This is a genomic window from Rhizorhabdus sp. P4_G5 (genome assembly GCF_056401065.1).
On record NZ_JBFUKB010000003.1, the window covers coordinates 260,683 to 276,989 of the forward strand.

At 64.0% G+C, this 16,307-nt stretch carries 21 protein-coding genes and 1 pseudogene; 14 read left to right on the top strand and 8 right to left on the bottom strand.

The genetic code is table 11. The annotated features are described in order from the left end of the window. Positions 1-144 precede the first annotated feature (144 nt). Both AC1DQK_RS05540 and pspF read right to left on the bottom strand, forming a co-directional pair. Positions 145-891: a glycosyltransferase family 25 protein gene (locus tag AC1DQK_RS05540; protein ID WP_477868235.1), complete on the bottom strand. Its 747-nt coding sequence runs from the start codon at positions 889-891 to the stop codon at positions 145-147. Next, the gene (gene pspF / locus AC1DQK_RS05545) at positions 888-1,931 is read right to left on the bottom strand and encodes a phage shock protein operon transcriptional activator (protein ID WP_477868237.1); all 1,044 of its coding nucleotides are present in this window, start codon (positions 1,929-1,931) and stop codon (positions 888-890) included. Before pspF ends, AC1DQK_RS05540 begins: the two co-directional genes overlap by 4 nt. A 169-nt stretch (positions 1,932-2,100) precedes the next feature. On the opposite strand from pspF, the gene pspA reads away from it, so the two are divergent. From pspA to AC1DQK_RS05590, 9 genes are all read left to right on the top strand, one after another. Continuing rightward, entirely contained in the window at positions 2,101-2,772 is a 672-nt protein-coding gene (pspA, locus tag AC1DQK_RS05550) for a phage shock protein PspA (RefSeq protein WP_477868239.1), read from the top strand. A 4-nt stretch (positions 2,773-2,776) separates the two neighbouring features. Further along, the gene (pspB, locus tag AC1DQK_RS05555; protein ID WP_477868241.1) at positions 2,777-3,049 is read left to right on the top strand and encodes an envelope stress response membrane protein PspB; all 273 of its coding nucleotides are present in this window, start codon (positions 2,777-2,779) and stop codon (positions 3,047-3,049) included. 39 nt (positions 3,050-3,088) lie between these two features. After that, positions 3,089-3,469, top strand: a complete 381-nt coding sequence (gene pspC / locus AC1DQK_RS05560) for an envelope stress response membrane protein PspC (RefSeq protein WP_477868243.1) — start codon at positions 3,089-3,091, stop codon at positions 3,467-3,469. Positions 3,470-3,592: 123 nt separating this feature from the next. Continuing rightward, a complete protein-coding gene (locus AC1DQK_RS05565; protein ID WP_477868245.1) occupies positions 3,593-3,856 on the top strand; it encodes a hypothetical protein in 264 nt (87 codons plus the stop codon). Positions 3,857-3,878: 22 nt separating this feature from the next. Then, the gene (locus tag AC1DQK_RS05570) at positions 3,879-4,133 is read left to right on the top strand and encodes a hypothetical protein (protein ID WP_477868247.1); all 255 of its coding nucleotides are present in this window, start codon (positions 3,879-3,881) and stop codon (positions 4,131-4,133) included. A gap of 20 nt (positions 4,134-4,153) precedes the next feature. Beyond that, on the top strand, positions 4,154-4,393 hold the full coding sequence (locus AC1DQK_RS05575) for a hypothetical protein (protein WP_477868248.1): 240 nt from the start codon (positions 4,154-4,156) through the stop codon (positions 4,391-4,393). A 59-nt stretch (positions 4,394-4,452) separates the two neighbouring features. Beyond that, positions 4,453-4,866: a SufE family protein gene (locus AC1DQK_RS05580; protein ID WP_477868250.1), complete on the top strand. Its 414-nt coding sequence runs from the start codon at positions 4,453-4,455 to the stop codon at positions 4,864-4,866. After that, positions 4,863-5,285, top strand: a complete 423-nt coding sequence (locus AC1DQK_RS05585; protein ID WP_477868252.1) for a SecDF P1 head subdomain-containing protein — start codon at positions 4,863-4,865, stop codon at positions 5,283-5,285. Before AC1DQK_RS05580 ends, AC1DQK_RS05585 begins: the two co-directional genes overlap by 4 nt. Positions 5,286-5,323: 38 nt before the next feature. Next, positions 5,324-6,289: a DNA topoisomerase IB gene (locus AC1DQK_RS05590; RefSeq protein ID WP_477868254.1), complete on the top strand. Its 966-nt coding sequence runs from the start codon at positions 5,324-5,326 to the stop codon at positions 6,287-6,289. Between the two features lie 9 nt (positions 6,290-6,298). Here the strand turns inward: AC1DQK_RS05590 and AC1DQK_RS05595 are convergent, their stop codons facing one another. Both AC1DQK_RS05595 and AC1DQK_RS05600 read right to left on the bottom strand, forming a co-directional pair. Then, positions 6,299-6,646, bottom strand: a complete 348-nt coding sequence (locus AC1DQK_RS05595) for a response regulator (protein WP_477868256.1) — start codon at positions 6,644-6,646, stop codon at positions 6,299-6,301. Positions 6,647-6,763: 117 nt separating this feature from the next. Next, positions 6,764-7,294 (bottom strand): J domain-containing protein, encoded by a 531-nt coding sequence (locus AC1DQK_RS05600; RefSeq protein ID WP_477868258.1) that lies wholly within the window; start codon positions 7,292-7,294, stop codon positions 6,764-6,766. A 143-nt stretch (positions 7,295-7,437) separates the two neighbouring features. Between AC1DQK_RS05600 and AC1DQK_RS05605 the strand changes: the two genes are divergently transcribed. Together AC1DQK_RS05605 and AC1DQK_RS05610 are read left to right on the top strand one after the other, a co-directional pair. Continuing rightward, positions 7,438-8,148, top strand: a complete 711-nt coding sequence (locus tag AC1DQK_RS05605; RefSeq protein WP_477868260.1) for a DUF6975 family protein — start codon at positions 7,438-7,440, stop codon at positions 8,146-8,148. Between the two features lie 108 nt (positions 8,149-8,256). Then, on the top strand, positions 8,257-9,102 hold the full coding sequence (locus tag AC1DQK_RS05610) for an AAA family ATPase (RefSeq protein ID WP_477868262.1): 846 nt from the start codon (positions 8,257-8,259) through the stop codon (positions 9,100-9,102). Positions 9,103-9,316: 214 nt separating this feature from the next. On the opposite strand, the gene AC1DQK_RS05615 is transcribed toward AC1DQK_RS05610, so the two are convergent. Then, positions 9,317-9,919, bottom strand: a complete 603-nt coding sequence (locus tag AC1DQK_RS05615) for an SOS response-associated peptidase family protein (protein WP_477868264.1) — start codon at positions 9,917-9,919, stop codon at positions 9,317-9,319. Between the two features lie 1,088 nt (positions 9,920-11,007). On the opposite strand from AC1DQK_RS05615, the gene AC1DQK_RS05620 reads away from it, so the two are divergent. Then, complete coding sequence (locus tag AC1DQK_RS05620) at positions 11,008-11,280, top strand: DUF4242 domain-containing protein (RefSeq protein ID WP_477868266.1); 273 nt, start codon at positions 11,008-11,010, stop codon at positions 11,278-11,280. Between the two features lie 89 nt (positions 11,281-11,369). Here the strand turns inward: AC1DQK_RS05620 and AC1DQK_RS05625 are convergent, their stop codons facing one another. Both AC1DQK_RS05625 and AC1DQK_RS05630 read right to left on the bottom strand, forming a co-directional pair. Then, positions 11,370-12,494 carry a calcium-binding protein gene (locus AC1DQK_RS05625; protein WP_477868268.1) on the bottom strand — a complete coding sequence of 375 codons (1,125 nt, stop codon included), beginning with the start codon at positions 12,492-12,494 and terminating at the stop codon, positions 11,370-11,372. 374 nt (positions 12,495-12,868) lie between these two features. Further along, positions 12,869-13,188, bottom strand: a pseudogene (locus AC1DQK_RS05630) (hypothetical protein). Between the two features lie 166 nt (positions 13,189-13,354). On the opposite strand from AC1DQK_RS05630, the gene AC1DQK_RS05635 reads away from it, so the two are divergent. Both AC1DQK_RS05635 and AC1DQK_RS05640 read left to right on the top strand, forming a co-directional pair. Then, complete coding sequence (locus AC1DQK_RS05635; RefSeq protein ID WP_477868270.1) at positions 13,355-13,960, top strand: BRCT domain-containing protein; 606 nt, start codon at positions 13,355-13,357, stop codon at positions 13,958-13,960. 247 nt (positions 13,961-14,207) lie between these two features. Beyond that, positions 14,208-14,903 carry a DUF2971 domain-containing protein gene (locus tag AC1DQK_RS05640; protein WP_477868272.1) on the top strand — a complete coding sequence of 232 codons (696 nt, stop codon included), beginning with the start codon at positions 14,208-14,210 and terminating at the stop codon, positions 14,901-14,903. A gap of 26 nt (positions 14,904-14,929) precedes the next feature. Here AC1DQK_RS05640 and AC1DQK_RS05645 read toward each other — a convergent pair whose 3' ends face one another. Further along, positions 14,930-16,255, bottom strand: coding sequence for a hypothetical protein (locus tag AC1DQK_RS05645; protein WP_477868274.1), 1,326 nt, complete (start codon positions 16,253-16,255; stop codon positions 14,930-14,932). Positions 16,256-16,307: the final 52 nt, after the last annotated feature.

Here is a 16,307-nt window from a genome sequence, read left to right on the forward strand (position 1 = left end):
AAAATGGGCCGGGGGTGCGAACCTCCGGCCTTTTTCGTGCGTCCCTCCGGCGGAGCGCGGGATGTGGTCGTCGGGGACGGCGTTGCCGTCGCGAACCTCTACTGAGATCCGGCCTCCGCCGGGATGACGAGTGGTTTCAGGACGTTAACTGGGCCTGCGCCGCATCCACGCCCGTTTTGCCCAGCGAGCCACCCGCCGCAACGGCCTCGGCAGGCTGTCTAGCCGGCCGGGCGGGGAGATGTCGGTGCGCGAAGGGCGCTGGTGGCCGAGCTGCGGCCGCGCGAGCCAGGTCGTCAGGTCGGGGCGGCTGGCCCGGAACCAGCTATAAGCGCCGTCGACATGCATCGGGCCGCCCTCGGCGCTGCCGGGCGGGCGTTCCAGCATCGCCTCGAGATAGGGCACCAGCCCGGCTATCGCGCTGCGGCCGAAACCGATCAGGTGGGTGGTCCTGAGTGGCCGGGTGCAATCGGCGAGCAGCAGTGGCGTTGCGAGAGGATCGGCGGCACCCAGGCCCTCGGGGAGGTCATAGCCGCCATAGAAGATATCGCAGCCAAGTTGATCGAGCAGGTCGAGCGCGGGGGGCAGCAGTGCCTCGATGCCAGTGGCGAAGTCGCAGTCGTCCTCGGCGATCAATATCGCGTGGCAGCCGAGATCCCGCGCCTCGCGCAGCATGGCGAGATGGCCGAGGAAGCACCCCCGCGCGCCGGCATTGGGGAAGCCGCCGGCATCGCGCGGCCGGACCGCCGCGAACAGCCTGACTCGCGGGTCCTCCAGCGAGGTGCCGATCCGCTCGAGTTCGCCTGCCATCTCACGGCGGCGATCGTCGCGATCGGGCAGGTTGAGGACATAGAGCCGGTCGAAGCTGGCGAAGAGCCGATCGGCCGCGGTCATCCGGAACGGTCGAGCAGGTCGTGGCGGCGCAGCGCGTGGCGCAGCTGGTCATAGCTGAGCTTGAGCGCGAGCGCGGTCGCGCGCTGGTTGAAGCGGCAGCGCTTGAGCGCTGCCTCGAGCAGTGCCTTCTCGTGCATCAGCACCGCTGCGCGAAAATCGTCGCAGTCGTAATGCGCCGGCGCGGCAGGCGCCGCGGGCGGGGCTGCGGGCAGGGCGACACCCGTCTCCGCGGCGGGCTGGACTGACGGCTCCGTCTTGGCGGGGCGCCACGGGCTGTCGAACGGATCGAACTGGATCGCATCGACGGGCTGTTCGGAATCGTCCCAGCGATAGACCGCGCGCTCGACGACGTTGCGGAGTTCGCGGACATTGCCCGGCCAGTCATGGTCGGCCAGGGCCTGGGCGGCGGCGGGGCCGAAGCCGGGCCAGTGCGGCCAGCCGAGCTCCGATGCCATCCGCCGGCCGAAATGGTCGGCGAGCACCGGCACGTCGCCCTCGCGAGCCCGTAGCGGCGGCAGGGTCACCACTTCGAACGACAGCCGGTCGAGCAGGTCGGCGCGGAAGCGGCCCTTGTCGACCAGCTCGGGCAGATGCTCGTTGGTCGCAGCGACGATACGGACGTCGACCCGCACCGGCCGCGACGATCCGATCCGCGTCACCTCGCCATATTCGGTCGCGCGCAGCAGCCGCTCCTGTGCGCCGATCGACAGCGTCGCCAGCTCGTCGAGGAACAGCGTGCCGCCATCCGCCTCCTCGAAGCGGCCCTGCCGCGCCTTGGTCGCGCCGGTGAAGGCGCCCGACTCATGGCCGAACAGTTCGGCTTCGATCAGGGTTTCGGGAAGGGCGGCGCAGTTCATCGTCACCAGCGGCCCCGCCCAGCGCGGCGAGAGGCGGTGCAGGCGTTCGGCGACCAGCTCCTTGCCGGTGCCCCGCTCGCCGACCACCAGCACGGGCCGGTTGAGCCCGGCGGCGCGGCTCGCGCGCTCGACGGAATCGAGAAAGGCATAGGATTGGCCGATGAATTGCGCTTCGCGGTCCATGGCCGAGAATTGGCAAGAATTCCCAAGACTTGGCAATGGGAAAATCGTGCAGCCGGGCCGGCATAGTCCGAAAATCCCGCAATTCCATCGTTTTTGAGGTTGGCACAGTCCCTGCATTGCATCTCGCAACGCCGCCGCCATCGTACCGAGCGTAACCAAGGAGCTTGAAATGGGAATCTTCTCCCGAACCCGAGACATCATCGCCGCCAACGTCACCGACCTTCTCGACAAGGCCGAGGACCCCGCGAAGATGATCCGCATGATCATCCTCGAGATGGAAGAGACGCTCGTGGAGGTTCGCGCCTCGGCGGCTCGCACCATCGCCGACCAGAAGGAACTGCGCCGGCAGATCGCCAAGCTGGACACCGTCCAGGCCAATTGGCTGGAAAAGGCCGAGCTCGCGCTGTCGAAGGACCGCGAGGATCTCGCCAAGGCCGCGCTGACCGAAAAGCAGAAGGCAGCCGACCTCGCCGACCAGCTGAAGGATGAGGTCATATTGCTCGACGAGTCGCTCAAGGCATCCGAAGGCGATATCGCCAAGCTGCAGGGCAAGCTGCGCGAGGCCCGCGCCCGTCAGAACAGCATCGTCACCCGTCTCGAATCGGCGAACAACCGCGCCAAGATGCGCGAGATGTATGCCGGCCCCAAGGTCGACGACGCCTTCTCGCGCTTCGAACTGCTCGAGCGCCGCGTCGATTATGCCGAAGGCCGTGCCGATGCGGCGGGGATGGGTGCTGCGCCCAAGACCCTCGACGAGGAAATCGCCGAGCTTCGGTCGAGCGACAAGGTCGACGCCGAACTCGCCGCGCTGAAGGCCAAGGCCGCGGGCAAGGAGGGCTGATCCGATGGACAGCGATATCATCATCGCGCCGATCGTCGTCGGGATCCTGTTCATCGGTTTGCCCTGGCTGATCCTCCATTATGTCACCCAGTGGAAGAAGAATGGCGGCCTGACGGTCGAGGACGAGCGCCTGCTCGACAACATGCACGACATGGCCCGCAGGCTCGACGAGCGGCTGGGCACGCTGGAGCGGATCCTGGACAGCCAGGATCCGAACTGGCGGCCCCGACAGGCCGCCGAGCGCAGCCATGATGACGACTGGCGCCGCGACAACTGATCGCCGGCCGCCGCAGACAGACAGGAAGGGAAGTTCGCAATGTCAGCTCGCCGCACCAAATTCTACCTCGACAAGCGCAACAGCAAATGGCTGGGCGTCTGCTCCGGGCTCGCCGACTATACCGGCCTGGACGTCACCTTGATCAGGGTCGGCACGGTTATCCTCACCTTCATGACCTTCCCATGGGTGCTCGTCACCTATCTGGTGGTCAACTGGCTGGCCAAGGACAAGCCAGGCGAGTTCTACGACAGCAGCCGCGAGGACACGAAATTCTGGCAGGCGGTTCGGGCTCGGCCCGGCGCGTCGGTCCGCGATGTCCGCGCCCGCTTCCGTGACATCGATCGCCGCATCGCCGACATCGAGACGCATGTGACCAGCCAGAATTCGGCGCTGGCCCGCGAGATCGACGCGCTGCGCTGATCCGGGGCAGGTCTCGACTCGCTCGGGTTATGTCATTGATCGAAGCGGCAATACCGTTTGTCGAAAAGATCCGCCGACATTAGTGTAAATAATGATCGCCTCCAGCTTTGGGAATCATACGCCATGTCCGCCGAAACTCTTTTCCCCTTCGCGGTGCTCAGCCTGGTTCTGCTGGCGATCGTCGCCAGCGTCGCCAAGAAGTGGCTGGCCATCAAGGAGAAGCAGATCGGCGCAATGTCTGCCGATACCGCCGAGAAGGCCGCGCAATATGCGGCCCGGACCGAGCGGCTCGAACAGCGCGTTGCGGTGCTCGAACGCATCCTGACCGATCGCTCGACCGTGCTGGCCGACGAGATCGACCGGCTGCGCGACCAGCCGATCAACTGACATCCTGTTTCGGAGAGCCGAGATGAACCCGTTCGAAATGGTCGTGCTGATCGTCGCGATAACCGCGATCGCCAGCATCTTTCGCGCCAAATATGGTGTGGTCAGCACGAAGAAGGGCGAAAAGTTCGTCCGCCCCGACAATGGGGACAACGACCGCCTCCGCGAGGAGCTGCGCACGCTCAAGGAGCGGGTCGCGGTGCTCGAGCGGATCGCCACCGAAAACGACCGCGGGCTGACGCTCGATCGCGAGATCGAAGCGCTTCGCCACCGCGACTGAAAGGAAAGAGGAGCAGGACCATGCAGGACCCGATCTTCTGGCTGACGATCAGCGGCGCAGGCCTGGTCGGCCTCGTCATCCTCGCCTGGGCCGCGCTGAGCGGCTGGCGCGGCTGGCTCGACCTGCAGCGGCTGAAGCTCGAGGGCCGTCATGCCACCACCGCACCCGGAACACCATCGCCCGCGGCGCGGATCGAACTGGCCGACCTGAAGGAGCGCGTCCGCAAGCTCGAGGCGATCGCGGCGGGCGTCGATTTATAGGCCGTTCCTCGCCCTCGCCGGGGTGACGGATAGTGGAAAATCGGGTAGGCGCTCGCGCCATGACCGAGCCTGCCCGTTTTTCCGATATCGTCGACGAATATGAGTTCCTCGACAAGGATGACCGCTATCGCCTGCTGATCGATCTCGGCAAGGCGCTCGAGCCCATGCCGGATCCGCTGAAGACCGATGCGACGCTGGTGCGCGGCTGTTCGGCGGCGGTCTGGGTCTATCCGACCGTTCGTGACGACGGCACGCTGCACTTCCTGGCCGACAGCAACGCCGCGATCACCAAGGGGATCATCGCGCTGGTGCTGCTGACCGTGCAGGACAAATCCGCGGCCGAGATCCGCAGCATCGATGTCGCCGCCGCGCTCGAGCCGTTCGACCTGCGCAACCAGCTCAGCTCGAACCGAACCCAGGGGATTCCCAACATGATCACGTTGATCAAGTCGACGGCGGAGCGCTACGCATGAACCGGCGGATGGCAGTCGCGCTGATGGCGGCGGCCGTTGCGATGCAGGCCTGCGCGGCCGAACCGGCATCTACGCCGGCACAGGCCTTCGAAACCGGCAAGCTCACCATCGGCGGCCAGGCCTTCGCGCCGGCCGAGGTGCTCGATGCGCGCGCGCTGCCCGACATCAACAAGAAGGTCGGCATCCTGCTGACGCTGACGCCGCCGGCCGCCGAGCGGCTGGGTGAAATCACCGCGGCGCTGATCGGCAAGCCGATGTCGGTCGCGCTCGACGGCAACACGCTCGGCGGCGAACTGATCCGCAAGCCGCTGACCGACGGTACCATAGAGATCCCCGGCCGCTGGAACCTGACCGACGCCGAGGCGATCGCGCGGCGGATCTCCGGCAAGGATCCGTTGCCCGACGATCTGGGCGAATAAGCGCAGCCTTTCGGCTGCACCGGCGTTCTTCATCGTCCATGCAGCACGCCCCGATAGAGCATCTCGACACCGTCAATTCCGGCCCCGGCATCAGCCGGATCCGGCGCGGCAATGGGTGGCGGTTCATCGCGCCCGACGGTTCGATCATCCGCGACGTCGAGACGCGCATGCGGATCCTGGCGCTCGGCATCCCGCCGGCGTGGCGCAAGGTGTGGATCAACCCCGATCCGCTGGCGCCGGTCCAGGCCACCGGGCTCGATGCGGCCGGGCGCAAGCAATATCGCTATCACAGCCGGTGGCGCGAGCGGCGCGACGAGGAGAAATTCGCCGGGCTGCCCGCCTTTGCGGCGCACCTGCCGCGCCTGCGCAGGGTGGTGCGCAAGGCGCTCGAGAGCGACGATCCGTGGGAACGCGCGCGCGCCGCGGCGGTGCGGCTGCTCGATGGCTTCGCAATCCGGGTCGGATCGGCCGATTCCGCGGCGCGCGGCAGCTTCGGTGCGACGACGCTGCTCAACCGCCATGCCCGGATCAAGGGCGACGAGATCCAGTTGAGCTTCTACGGCAAGCACGGCATCCGCGCCGAACTGTCGGGCCGTGACGCGGCGCTTGCGGCGGCGCTTGCGGAATTGAAGAGCGCGGGCGCAGGGCAGCTCTTTTCGATGCGATCCGGGCTGCGGGTGCGGGCTTCGGACATCAATGAGTGGATATGCGAGCTGACCGACGGCACCGGCACCGCCAAGACCTTCCGCACCTGGCGGGCCTGCGCGGTTGCCGCGGGGATGCTGTCGCGAGGCCGCCGGACGTCGGTGAAGACCATGCTCGAGGAGGTCGCACGCCAGCTCGGCAATACGCCGGCGGTGTGCCGCAAATCCTATGTCGCGCCGGTGTTCGTCGACATGGCGAGGGCCGGGCGCTGGATCGAGACCGTGCCGTCGGAGCCGCGGGCGCTGCGCCCGAATGAACGGGCGAGCCTGGCAATGCTCACGGGCGAGCAGGAGCCATGAGCGGCGCGCTCAGTTGAAATCGGCGATGGTGTCGATCGCCAATTCCAGTTCGCCGAGCGAACAGGGCTTCCGCAGCACCTTGTCCCCGACCTCGGCCGGTACGATGTGCGAGAGGCCGCTGAAGTAGATCACCGGCATTTCCGGCCGCGCCTGGCGCGCCATCGCCGCGAGCTCCTGTCCGTCCGGTCCGCCGGGCATGTGGATGTCGGTGAGCAGCAGGTCGATACCGCCGTCGTCGATCGCCTCTGCGGCGCGGTGCCCGCCGATCGCCTCGATCACGTCATGGCCCAGGTCGCGCAGCAGATCGGCCGTCACGGAAAGCACGAGGCCGTCGTCGTCGACACACAAGATCCGCAATGATCATCTCCTTCCGGACGCAGATAGGTGGGTCGTAGCCGATGTTCGCCCCAGGGGTATTACTGACATCATTGTCATAAGTTAATGCCGGGAGGAAGGCCGGCACTGCAGGCAAGGTCAGCGGGGGCGGCGCTCCTCGGCGCGGCGGAGGATTTCGAACGCTGCCTGGACCGCCTGGAAGCGCACCGCGGCGGCGGCATCGTTCGGCTTCACATCGGGGTGGTTGGCCTTGGCGAGCCGGCGCCACGAGGCCTTGATCTCTTCGAAGCTGGTGTCCACCTCCAGCTCCAGCGTCTCGAAGGCGCGCAGCTCGTCGCGGCTCCAGCGGCCGTCGCCGGGTCCCGCCCAGCCATAATGGGCCTGCTCGGCATAGCCGGCCGAGGTGCGCCGCTCGTCCGACTCGCGCTGGGCGGCTTCCTCGGCGGACAGGCCGGTGAAATAGTCCCAGTTGCGATTATATTCCGCGGCATGTTCCTCGCAGAAATACCAGCGCTCGCGGCTGTTCGGCGATTTCGGCGCAGGGCGGTCGCCGGCCTTCTCGCAGCCATGCCGATCACACAGCCGCACCTTGGTCGCGCCGCGCTCGCCGCCATAGCCGCGCCAGCGGGGAAAGCCCCAGTCATTCGAACGAGAGGATGAACGCGCCATAGCCGGCCGTTGTAACCACTTTGGACCGAACGGGCCATGGCGGATTACCGTCGGCCGCGGCGTCGGGCGAAAATAATTTCCGGATGCGTAACGCGACATTTACCGCACCTGCGCTATGTCGATTCGGGTGAGCGGCGGCTGTCATGCTGCTCACGGATCCGGTCGTATTCGGGGTGTTGTTGCGTATGGCTTATGGAACTCTGCAGGAGGCTGCGCGTCCGCGCGCGGCCGAGACGATTGGCGCGCTGCTCGGCGATGAAGGCGGCAGGAGCCACCCCTATATAGCATGCAATATCTTCGCCCGGGGCCGCGAGGCCGCGCGCGATCTGGCGGATGCGGTGCATTTCATCGCCGACCTGCACGGCCGCCACCCCGGCATGATCGACCTGGCTCGAGAGAAGCCGCCGAGCGACGGGGTCCGCGCCTGGCTCGATGCCGCCGCGGAAGGCTTCGCCGCCGAGCGCGCCTATCTGATGCGCACCGTCGTCGCGGCCGGGCCGACCCCGAGCACCCCGGGCCAGGCCGAGTGCGAGGCCGCGGTCGCCGGACAGCGCCACGCCATCGAAATGCTCGGCCGCTCCGATCGCAACGGTTGCGCGCTGGGCGCGGCGATGGCGCTGGTGCTCGACTGGCGCGCCGCGCGCGGCGTGATCGACGCCGCCGCCCAGCGCTTCGGCGTCACCCTGACGCCTCCGGCGCTGCCCTCGGCGCGGCAGACCCTGGCGATCTTCGACGAAGCCGGCTCGCCCGCGGTAGAGCGCGCGATGCTGTTCGGCGCGCAGCAGCTGCTGCTCCAGCAGCGCGGGCTGTGGGACCTGCTCGAGGCAAGGGCGGCAGCGCGCCTGGCGATGTGACGGGCTGATCGCCCGGTCTCGTCGAAAGGGAAGAGGTGCGCGTGCGGGCTTGCCCGCCGCGCCGCCGCATCCTATCGCCCGACCCGACATGTAGCGGGAGACAGCGGCGTGCGCTTCGACGGGACCAGCAACTATATCGCCACCGCCGACCTCAAGGTCGCGGTCAATGCGGCGGTCACCCTGCGGCGGCCGCTGTTGGTGAAGGGCGAGCCCGGCACCGGGAAGACGGTGCTCGCGCACGAGATCGCCGCGGCCGCCGGCGCGCCGCTGATCCAGTGGCACATCAAGTCGACCACCAAGGCGCACCAGGGCCTCTACGAATATGACGCGGTCGCGCGGCTGCGCGACGGCCAGCTCGGCGACGAGCGGGTCCACGACATCAGGAACTACATCAAGCGCGGCAAGCTGTGGGACGCGTTCACCGCGCCCGAGCTGCCGGTGCTGCTGATCGACGAGATCGACAAGGCTGACATCGAGTTCCCGAACGACCTCCTCCAGGAGCTCGATCGCATGTCGTTCGACGTCTACGAGACCGGCGAGACGATCGCGGCGAAGGAGCGGCCGATCGTCGTCATCACCAGCAACAACGAGAAGGAGCTGCCCGACGCCTTCCTGCGCCGCTGCTTCTTCCACTATATCAAATTCCCCGAGCGCGAGACGATGCAGGCGATCGTCGACGTCCATTTCCCCGGCATCCAGAAGATGCTGGTGAGCAAGGCGATGGACATCTTCTACGAGATCCGCGACGTCCCCGGCCTCAAGAAGAAGCCGTCGACCAGCGAGCTGCTCGACTGGCTCAAGCTGCTGCTCGCCGAGGACATGCCGCTCGAGGTGCTCCAGTCGCGCGACCCGAAAAAGGCGATCCCGCCGCTGCACGGCGCGCTGCTCAAGAACGAGCAGGACATCATGTTGTTCGAGCGGCTGGCCTTCCTGGCGCGGCGCCAGGGGAACTGAGCGGACCGCGCGGTCTTTCTCGCCAAAGCGGATCGACCGCGGGATAAGCACGCTCTCCGAAAGAAAATACCCCTCGTCCACATGCTTGGACGTCATCCTGAACTTGTTTCAGGATCCACTTCGCCACACCGCGCCGTTTCCGAGCGGAATGGTGGATCCTGAAACAAGTTCAGGATGACCAGGCAGCGCAGACATCGCGCGCGATCAGACACATCTAACCGACCCGCTCGACGCTCAGCGTTCCCGCCGGCACCGGGCCGATCAGGTCGCGCGCGGGGACCGATCCGTCAAGCCATCCCGCCCAGTCGCGGCGATCGAGCAGGGCGACCTGGCGGCTGTGATAGGGCGCTACGTCCGGGCCGGGTTCGCAGGTCAGCATGGTGAAGGCCTCGCCGACCGTCTCGTCGGCCTTCCATAGCCCGGCGATCGCGAACCAGTCCTCGCCGTGCCAGCGGAACAGCCATTTGTCCTTGCGCTTCTTCGCCGGATCGGCGGGCGCGGTGAACTCGTAGAAGCCGTCGACCGGGATCAGGCAGCGGCCCTGCTTGGCGCTGTTGCGGAACTCGCGCCCCTCGCCGCGATAATTATAGACCGGCTTGCCGCCCGGCCCCGGCCAGCTCCAGCGGCGGGTGATAAGTTCGGCGTCGGACGGCGCATCGGCGACGGCGCGGACGATGACGGTGGGATCGGTGATCCGGAAGCTGTCGAGCGGCTGCATGTTGGGGAAGCCCTCGGGAAAGCGCAGCTTTATCTTCAGCTCGTTGAAGTCGTTGCGGAGCATGCCGAGTTCGATGCGGCGGGCGGCTTCATTGCACATGGAGAGAAAGTGGCGACGCCCGGCGCGGAGGGCAAGCGGGTGTTGGCTCCGTCGTCCTTCAGGGGGAGGTCGCGGCCCTGGAACGTTGTGCCAGGGCATCGAGCTTTACTCTGACGCACCCGACTCCGCTCATCCTGAGGAGAGACTGAGCCTGGCGAAGGCCTGTCTCGAAGGATCCTTCGAGACGCCATTTCGACTTCGCTCAATGGCTCCTCAGGATGAGCGGGTCAGATTATCCGCTCGCTGCTCTAGATGCGAACGATTCTTAACAGCTCCGGGTGCATGGGGTTGTGTGTGCGTTTTTTATCTTTTCTCGCGCGATGGGGCCTGCGGGGCGATCGGCGGGCGCCGCGCCGATGGCGGATGGGAAGCCCCCGCCCGCACCGCAAAAGGGTCTCGTGAAATATCCTGGTCATGAGAAGGAGCCGCCGCAGCGCGGATATACAGTCTGCGCAACGGGCTATCCCAGCGAACCAGATCCTACGCGTCAAGACCATATGGCGAACATTCTATGGCGGTTGCCGGAGCATTGTGCGCGGGGTTGACGTGAACGGAGGGATCGTCCGAGCATATCCCCGTCATCCCGGACTTGATCCGGGATCTCCTTTCTCTTCCTTGCTCGACTGTCGGGGCGTCGGCGAAAGGCAGCGAGATCCCGGATCGGGTCCGGGACGACGATGGCGCGGAGGGGAGCGCGTTCAGATGAAGCCGTCACCGCAACGCGCGTTACCCGAACCGAGTATCGCGTCCCGAAATCGTTGGAATCGCCGGATTGGGTGGCACCATTCGATTCGGGGTAATTCGGAAAAGTCTTTGGCCATTGCTGCACGGTCGTAGGATGGAGGACAGGAAGATCAGCGCGGCCCGAGGCCGTCGCGCGCCCAGCCAGACAGGGACGATGTGATGTCGGTGTTGAACGGTTCCCGTCAGGCCGCGGTCTGCGGCGCCCGCGATTGGCCGTCCCGTCCCGTGGCGCCGCGGCGATGATGGCAGCGTTCATCCGGCGGACCAGCAAGCGGCCCGGCGGCCATGATCGAACCTGGATGAGCGGAGGTCCACGCTCCGCCTGGAAGCGAAGGAGTATCAACATGCCACAGTTCGTGATCGAGCGGGACATGCCGGGGGCGGGGCGGCTCACCAAGGATGATCTCAAGGGCGCCTCGCAAGGATCCTGCAGCGTGCTGCGGGAGCTCGGCCCCGAAATACAGTGGGTTCACAGCTACGTCACCGATGACAAGATCTACTGCATCTACCGGGCGCCCAGCGAAGAATTGATCCGGCAGCACGCGACCAAGGCTGGATTGCCGGCGAACAGCATTGCGCAGGTCAGGGTGACGATAGACCCCACGACCGCTGAATGATCCACCGATGCGAAGCGGCACGCCGTGGCAGCACGGGGACGCGATCATCGAAGCCGATGACATGAGGATGGTGCCCGGCGGGGGTCACCTCAGATGAAGTCCCCCAGCCCATAATCCTGCGCCGCCGCGAGGGTCCGCAGCTCGACCGCGGAATCGACCGATCCGTTGCCGTCCGCGTCCCACAGCATGATCTTCTGGTGGATGACGGTGATGATCGCCACCTCGTGATCGCCGGCATGCTCGTCGAACAGGCGCTGCGCCAGCGTTTGGGCGCTCCCCACGAAATTGGGGGTGGCACCGGCATAGGGATCGCTGGAGCCCGTCAGGATTTCGCTCGGCAGGAAGCCCAGCGACAGATGGTCCGCGCCGGGCTCGAAATCCTCGACCCGGTCTATGTCGCCCGCGACCGGGCTGGTCTGTGGCCCGAACACGAAGATATCGTCGCCAGCGCCGCCGAGCAGCCGATCGATGCCGCGGTCGCCGATCAGCACGTCCTCGCCTTCGCCGCCGCTCAGCGTGTCATTGCCCTGCCCGCCGCGGAGCAGATCGTTGCCGGCACCGGCGCGGATGTCGTCATTGCCGCGATTGCCGTTGAGCGTGTCATTGCCGTCTTCGCCATGAAGCTGGTCGTTATCCGCCCCGCCGTTGATCCGGTCCGACCCGGCCTCGCCGTGAAGCTCGTCGGCGCCCGCATTGCCCTGGAGATAGTCGGACCCGGCACCGCCATAGAGGGTGTCGGCATCGTCGGGGCCGCCATTGGCGGTGCCGCCATAGAGATGGTCGTTGCCGTCGCCCGCGCGCAGCAGATCGCGGCCGCCGTCGCCGACCAGGATATTATGGCCGTGAAGGTCATAGATGCTGTCGTCGAGCATACTGCCGTTGAACGCGTCGTCGCCCGCGAAGATCAGCGCGAAGGGATCGTTCGGCGCATAGGTCGCCAGGTAGAAGGCCGGCGCACTGACGCTGAACCCGCTGACGTGGAAGACGAGGCTGCCGTTGCGGGCGATTTCGAGGCCGGTGATCGTGCCGGAGACCGGTTCGTCATAGCGGTTGTAGCGGACGTTGGAGCCGGCGAAGCTGTACCGCAGATCGTCAACCCGGATGACCAGCAGGCCACCCTTCTTCGTGACGATGTCCGCGTCGACGTCGGTCAACCGATCAAAGTTGAAATCCATCCGCAGCGCGCTGCCGGCCGCCGCCGTTACCGTGACCATATCGCCAATCTCCGAGACCCCCACCAGGTTCGGGACGACCGGATGAGGCGTCAAGCGCGCGGGCGGGGATAAGGATCGGAAATGGATGCGGTTGGGGCGAGGATGCGCCATCGCGGGAATGGCTGGAACAGGGTCGAAGGGAGAATGTTTGCAGTTAAGTATCGTCTCCCCGGAACTCGTGGCCAGGTTAGCGGGCGGGCGCAATTCCGAATCCCGTCATCCCGGACTTGATCCGGGATCCCACTTTTCTGCGCGGCGATGGAAAAGAAGCGAGATCCCGGATCACGTCCGGGATGACGCCATGGGGGCGGGGTGGTTCGGTTCAGCCTGTCGGGCGATGCGCCATTCACCGGGAACTCTGTGGGAGCGGCCCCTCAGTTGCCGTCCGTGTCGACCATGAACCACATCGGCTTGCCGCGCGATTCCGGCTCCCATCCGGCCAGCAGGGCGGCGCGGATGCCGCGCGCGACGATGGCATCGTTGATCTGGAGCCGGCCCCGCTGGAGGCCTTTCAGCAGGCGCTTGGGCGGGGGAATTCGATGAGGGCGCCGCATTGCATATCCTTCTGCAGCAGCGCGACGGTCATGCCCTGCCAGCCTTCGGACTCGCTCCACTGCGGCTCGCGCCGGAGTTCCCATTCATAGTGGACGCCGTCGACGGCGACGGTGCCGGCAAGCCTGTTAGTGTTGAGCATGGCGAGAGGCGTAGCATGGTTCTGGGTGCGGGGCATCCGATGTTGGACAGCCGCGCGCGGCGATACCTGCTACGCCGGGATGGAATTCCTGATCGCTCCAATCCGGCTCATTCCGGGCTTGTCCTTATTCCCGCCGCTGGCAGATTGATGCTGGGGAGGGGCTGTCATGGACGAAGCATTTCATAACCGGGTAGGAGGCGATCGCATCAATTCACGGCAAATCGACGAGTTGATCGGCTTGGCGCGCGGGCTCGTTGCCGATGGAGAGCTCAATCAGCGCGAAGCCGAGTTCCTGCAAAAATGGTTGGCAGCCAATTTGGGTATCAGCGAGCAACCCTTGATTGCGACCCTTTATAGACGGGTGGCCGAGGTGTTGAGCGACGGGACGCTCGATGCCGATGAGGCGGCAGAGCTTTGCGATACGCTTGATCGCTTTTCAAACCGGGATTTCGAGCTTGGCGAGAGCCTGAAATCCACCAGCCTTCCGTTGTGCGATCCGGCGCCAGTGCTGGTCTTCGATGGCCGATCCTATTGCTTCACGGGCACGTTCAACTACGGCCAGCGAAAGCATTGCGAGGCGGCGGTGCTGGAGCGCGGCGGGCATGCTGGCAGCCTGACGATGAAAACGAATGTGTTGGTGATTGGGGTTTACGCCACCGAGTCCTGGAAACATTCCTCCTTTGGTACGAAGATCATGAAGGCATGCGAATTGCGCAGCTCAGGCATGCCGATCTCCATAGTGTCAGAGGAACATTGGGCGAGGCATCTATAGAAGATCGGCGCGCCCGCTCGACGGTCAACGTGCTCGTTGGTACGGGTGGCTTCAGCAAACTGTCTCAGTCTAACAGTTAAGTATTGTATCCCCGGAACTCCCCCAAATGAGCATCGATCAAACGAATGTTTGTTGGCGCAATTTTTGTAGAGTTGAACGTCGGGCATGGGAAAGGGTTGCCCAGCACGGGTAAGATTGTCCATATTCTGTACGCTCGTACCAATCCACGGGCTTAGTCGGGACTGAGATGGCTGAAATAAAGATATATGCAAAGCCGGCGCAGCTATTCAGATACCGCCCGATGGGGACCAAAGCAGCGCAGGAGATAGCGGCCCTTCGAGATCGTTATATCTATTGCCCCGCGTTTTCGGACATGAACGATCCCATGGAAGGGACGCATCGCCTTTCTAACCGGTTTATCGACAATCCCAACAGCGAAAAAAGCCGTGCCAGAGTGCAGGCTGCTCTAGAAAAAATGGGCATCGCATCGATGTCCGAGGTCCATGATCATGAGCCCATGTGGGCGCATTATGCTGACCAATTCAAAGGCATTTGCATCCAATATAGTTTGAACCGGCTCCTTAAAGGGCTAGACGGAAACACTGCGATCACGCGCATGATGTATTCGGAGCAGGAACCAGTTTTGCTCAACGAATCCAGCAACTCAGTCGACCGGGCAAGGCTATGTTTATCGAGTAAGACAGTGCGCTGGTCGAGCGAACGCGAGTGGAGAATTTTTCGGGCAGAGAAGGGGCGCGCCCAGTACGCCGAAGCGAACGCGGTGACGAAAATATTTCTAGGCTCGCGGATTAGTGACCACGATCAAGAGTTAGTTCTCGACCTAGGAAGCGAGCTTAGCATTCCGATCGCTAAGATGGTTATTGATGCTTACTCGATAAGCTTCAAACCCCTAATTCGTAGGCTGAGACTGATAAAGCGTTGAGGTCGCGTTGAAGCTTCGCGCAGACGCTATTTTTGCAGCCTTGCCAGATTCAGCTTCTCAATGAGGTTAAATTCGATCCCACCATCGCCGTCGAATTGGGAAGTGACAACGTCGATCTGTTCAGCCGTCCACCCGCTATGTTCGCGAGAGACAAATGCGGCCAAAGCACAGATTAGATTGCTAAATCCATACACTTTATCGCCCCGTAGGTTGCGTCGAGCAACGCTGATCGCATCGGTGGTCCGACCTAATCTGTGGAGGCAAAAGAAAATCCCATAAGCTATTTCCGCATAGGGTGAAGCCCTATGGAGATAATGCGTGAGCATTTCTTCAAGATCTATCTTATCAACGTCGCCGAGGGCGGCATGATATCGCATAATACGCTCTAGATTATCCGACTTTAGCGGCTCTGCTTCTCCCGCGGGCCATATTAATGGAGGCACCTGGCCGGAGGTCGTCCATCCCAGGTTGGGTTCATGCTGCACACCAACACTTAGGCTGCCAAGTTTGCCTTCGCGCCGCCCCCGAACGCGATAATTCCGCCGTTCCTCATCCAGCACAAGAATGGCCAGCTTGCGGTGCGGACTCTCCAAATATCGATCTGTCCAATCCCAAGAGAGGATTTCTGAAGGAGCAGGCCTAGAGCGGATACCCATTGCCCCCTTCAATTTCTCCAACATTGGTATCCGCACATCGGGCATTGGCGTCCGACATTCCAACCTGATCTTCGGCAAGTTATAGCGAACGCCCCTGTCATCGACGGCGAAAAGCGAGATCGCCAGTGGGTGCCCGATCCGATTGACTGCACCTTTTAGAAATATACTCGCATTGCCCCATACGCCTTGGTCTGGGAAAACAGGATGTTCTGCTGAATGCAGCCCACCACCCGGCATAGGAAGTGCGAAATATACTTGCGTAGGGCGGGGTAATCGAGGCGTCCTTAATCCGATTGCTAGGATTTTAACCGGCTTATCTCGCCGATTCAGAACATGAAATGAAACGTGAAGCTGCGAAGAATAGGAACCGTCCCGTTGTTTTGCCGGGTACCACCATGACTGCTGATCATTGACGTGAAAGTTGAGCGATTTGCGCGATTCAGATCGAAGTCGCCGCCGCGCCCACCACCATCTGGAAGCATGCATGATTTGAAAGATGGCGATTAGCGAGAACAGACAACCCGTTCCCCATACACAGCCACGCCACGGTCGTATTGCTTCTAGATCGCTCGCCGCCAAACCGAGTCGTTCAGGCGGAAGCAGGAGAAAAAACCAAGACGTCAAGGCAATCGCTGCCGACACCCGTATCGGCATGGTGACGATCTTGGCCAAGTCGCCTATAGCTTCTTTGAACATGATCCCCGGTGTCCCCAATATCACTCCGCCATAGGTTACGCACCACCGGTCG

What these genes read in the sequence shown, in the direction of transcription:
- AC1DQK_RS05580 (WP_477868250.1), top strand. Translation starts at nt 4,453, where the DNA reads ATGACCGAGCCTGCCCGTTTTTCCGATATCGTCGACGAATATGAGTTC.
- AC1DQK_RS05575 (WP_477868248.1), top strand. Translation starts at nt 4,154, where the DNA reads ATGCAGGACCCGATCTTCTGGCTGACGATCAGCGGCGCAGGCCTGGTC.
- pspA (WP_477868239.1), top strand. Translation starts at nt 2,101, where the DNA reads ATGGGAATCTTCTCCCGAACCCGAGACATCATCGCCGCCAACGTCACC.
- AC1DQK_RS05615 (WP_477868264.1), bottom strand. Translation starts at nt 9,919, where the DNA reads ATGTGCAATGAAGCCGCCCGCCGCATCGAACTCGGCATGCTCCGCAAC.
- AC1DQK_RS05645 (WP_477868274.1), bottom strand. Translation starts at nt 16,255, where the DNA reads ATGTTCAAAGAAGCTATAGGCGACTTGGCCAAGATCGTCACCATGCCG.
- AC1DQK_RS05590 (WP_477868254.1), top strand. Translation starts at nt 5,324, where the DNA reads ATGCAGCACGCCCCGATAGAGCATCTCGACACCGTCAATTCCGGCCCC.
- AC1DQK_RS05600 (WP_477868258.1), bottom strand. Translation starts at nt 7,294, where the DNA reads ATGGCGCGTTCATCCTCTCGTTCGAATGACTGGGGCTTTCCCCGCTGG.
- pspC (WP_477868243.1), top strand. Translation starts at nt 3,089, where the DNA reads ATGTCAGCTCGCCGCACCAAATTCTACCTCGACAAGCGCAACAGCAAA.
- AC1DQK_RS05605 (WP_477868260.1), top strand. Translation starts at nt 7,438, where the DNA reads ATGCTGCTCACGGATCCGGTCGTATTCGGGGTGTTGTTGCGTATGGCT.
- AC1DQK_RS05565 (WP_477868245.1), top strand. Translation starts at nt 3,593, where the DNA reads ATGTCCGCCGAAACTCTTTTCCCCTTCGCGGTGCTCAGCCTGGTTCTG.
- AC1DQK_RS05635 (WP_477868270.1), top strand. Translation starts at nt 13,355, where the DNA reads ATGGACGAAGCATTTCATAACCGGGTAGGAGGCGATCGCATCAATTCA.
- AC1DQK_RS05620 (WP_477868266.1), top strand. Translation starts at nt 11,008, where the DNA reads ATGCCACAGTTCGTGATCGAGCGGGACATGCCGGGGGCGGGGCGGCTC.
- pspB (WP_477868241.1), top strand. Translation starts at nt 2,777, where the DNA reads ATGGACAGCGATATCATCATCGCGCCGATCGTCGTCGGGATCCTGTTC.
- AC1DQK_RS05540 (WP_477868235.1), bottom strand. Translation starts at nt 891, where the DNA reads ATGACCGCGGCCGATCGGCTCTTCGCCAGCTTCGACCGGCTCTATGTC.
- AC1DQK_RS05585 (WP_477868252.1), top strand. Translation starts at nt 4,863, where the DNA reads ATGAACCGGCGGATGGCAGTCGCGCTGATGGCGGCGGCCGTTGCGATG.
- pspF (WP_477868237.1), bottom strand. Translation starts at nt 1,931, where the DNA reads ATGGACCGCGAAGCGCAATTCATCGGCCAATCCTATGCCTTTCTCGAT.
- AC1DQK_RS05640 (WP_477868272.1), top strand. Translation starts at nt 14,208, where the DNA reads ATGGCTGAAATAAAGATATATGCAAAGCCGGCGCAGCTATTCAGATAC.
- AC1DQK_RS05625 (WP_477868268.1), bottom strand. Translation starts at nt 12,494, where the DNA reads ATGGTCACGGTAACGGCGGCGGCCGGCAGCGCGCTGCGGATGGATTTC.
- AC1DQK_RS05570 (WP_477868247.1), top strand. Translation starts at nt 3,879, where the DNA reads ATGAACCCGTTCGAAATGGTCGTGCTGATCGTCGCGATAACCGCGATC.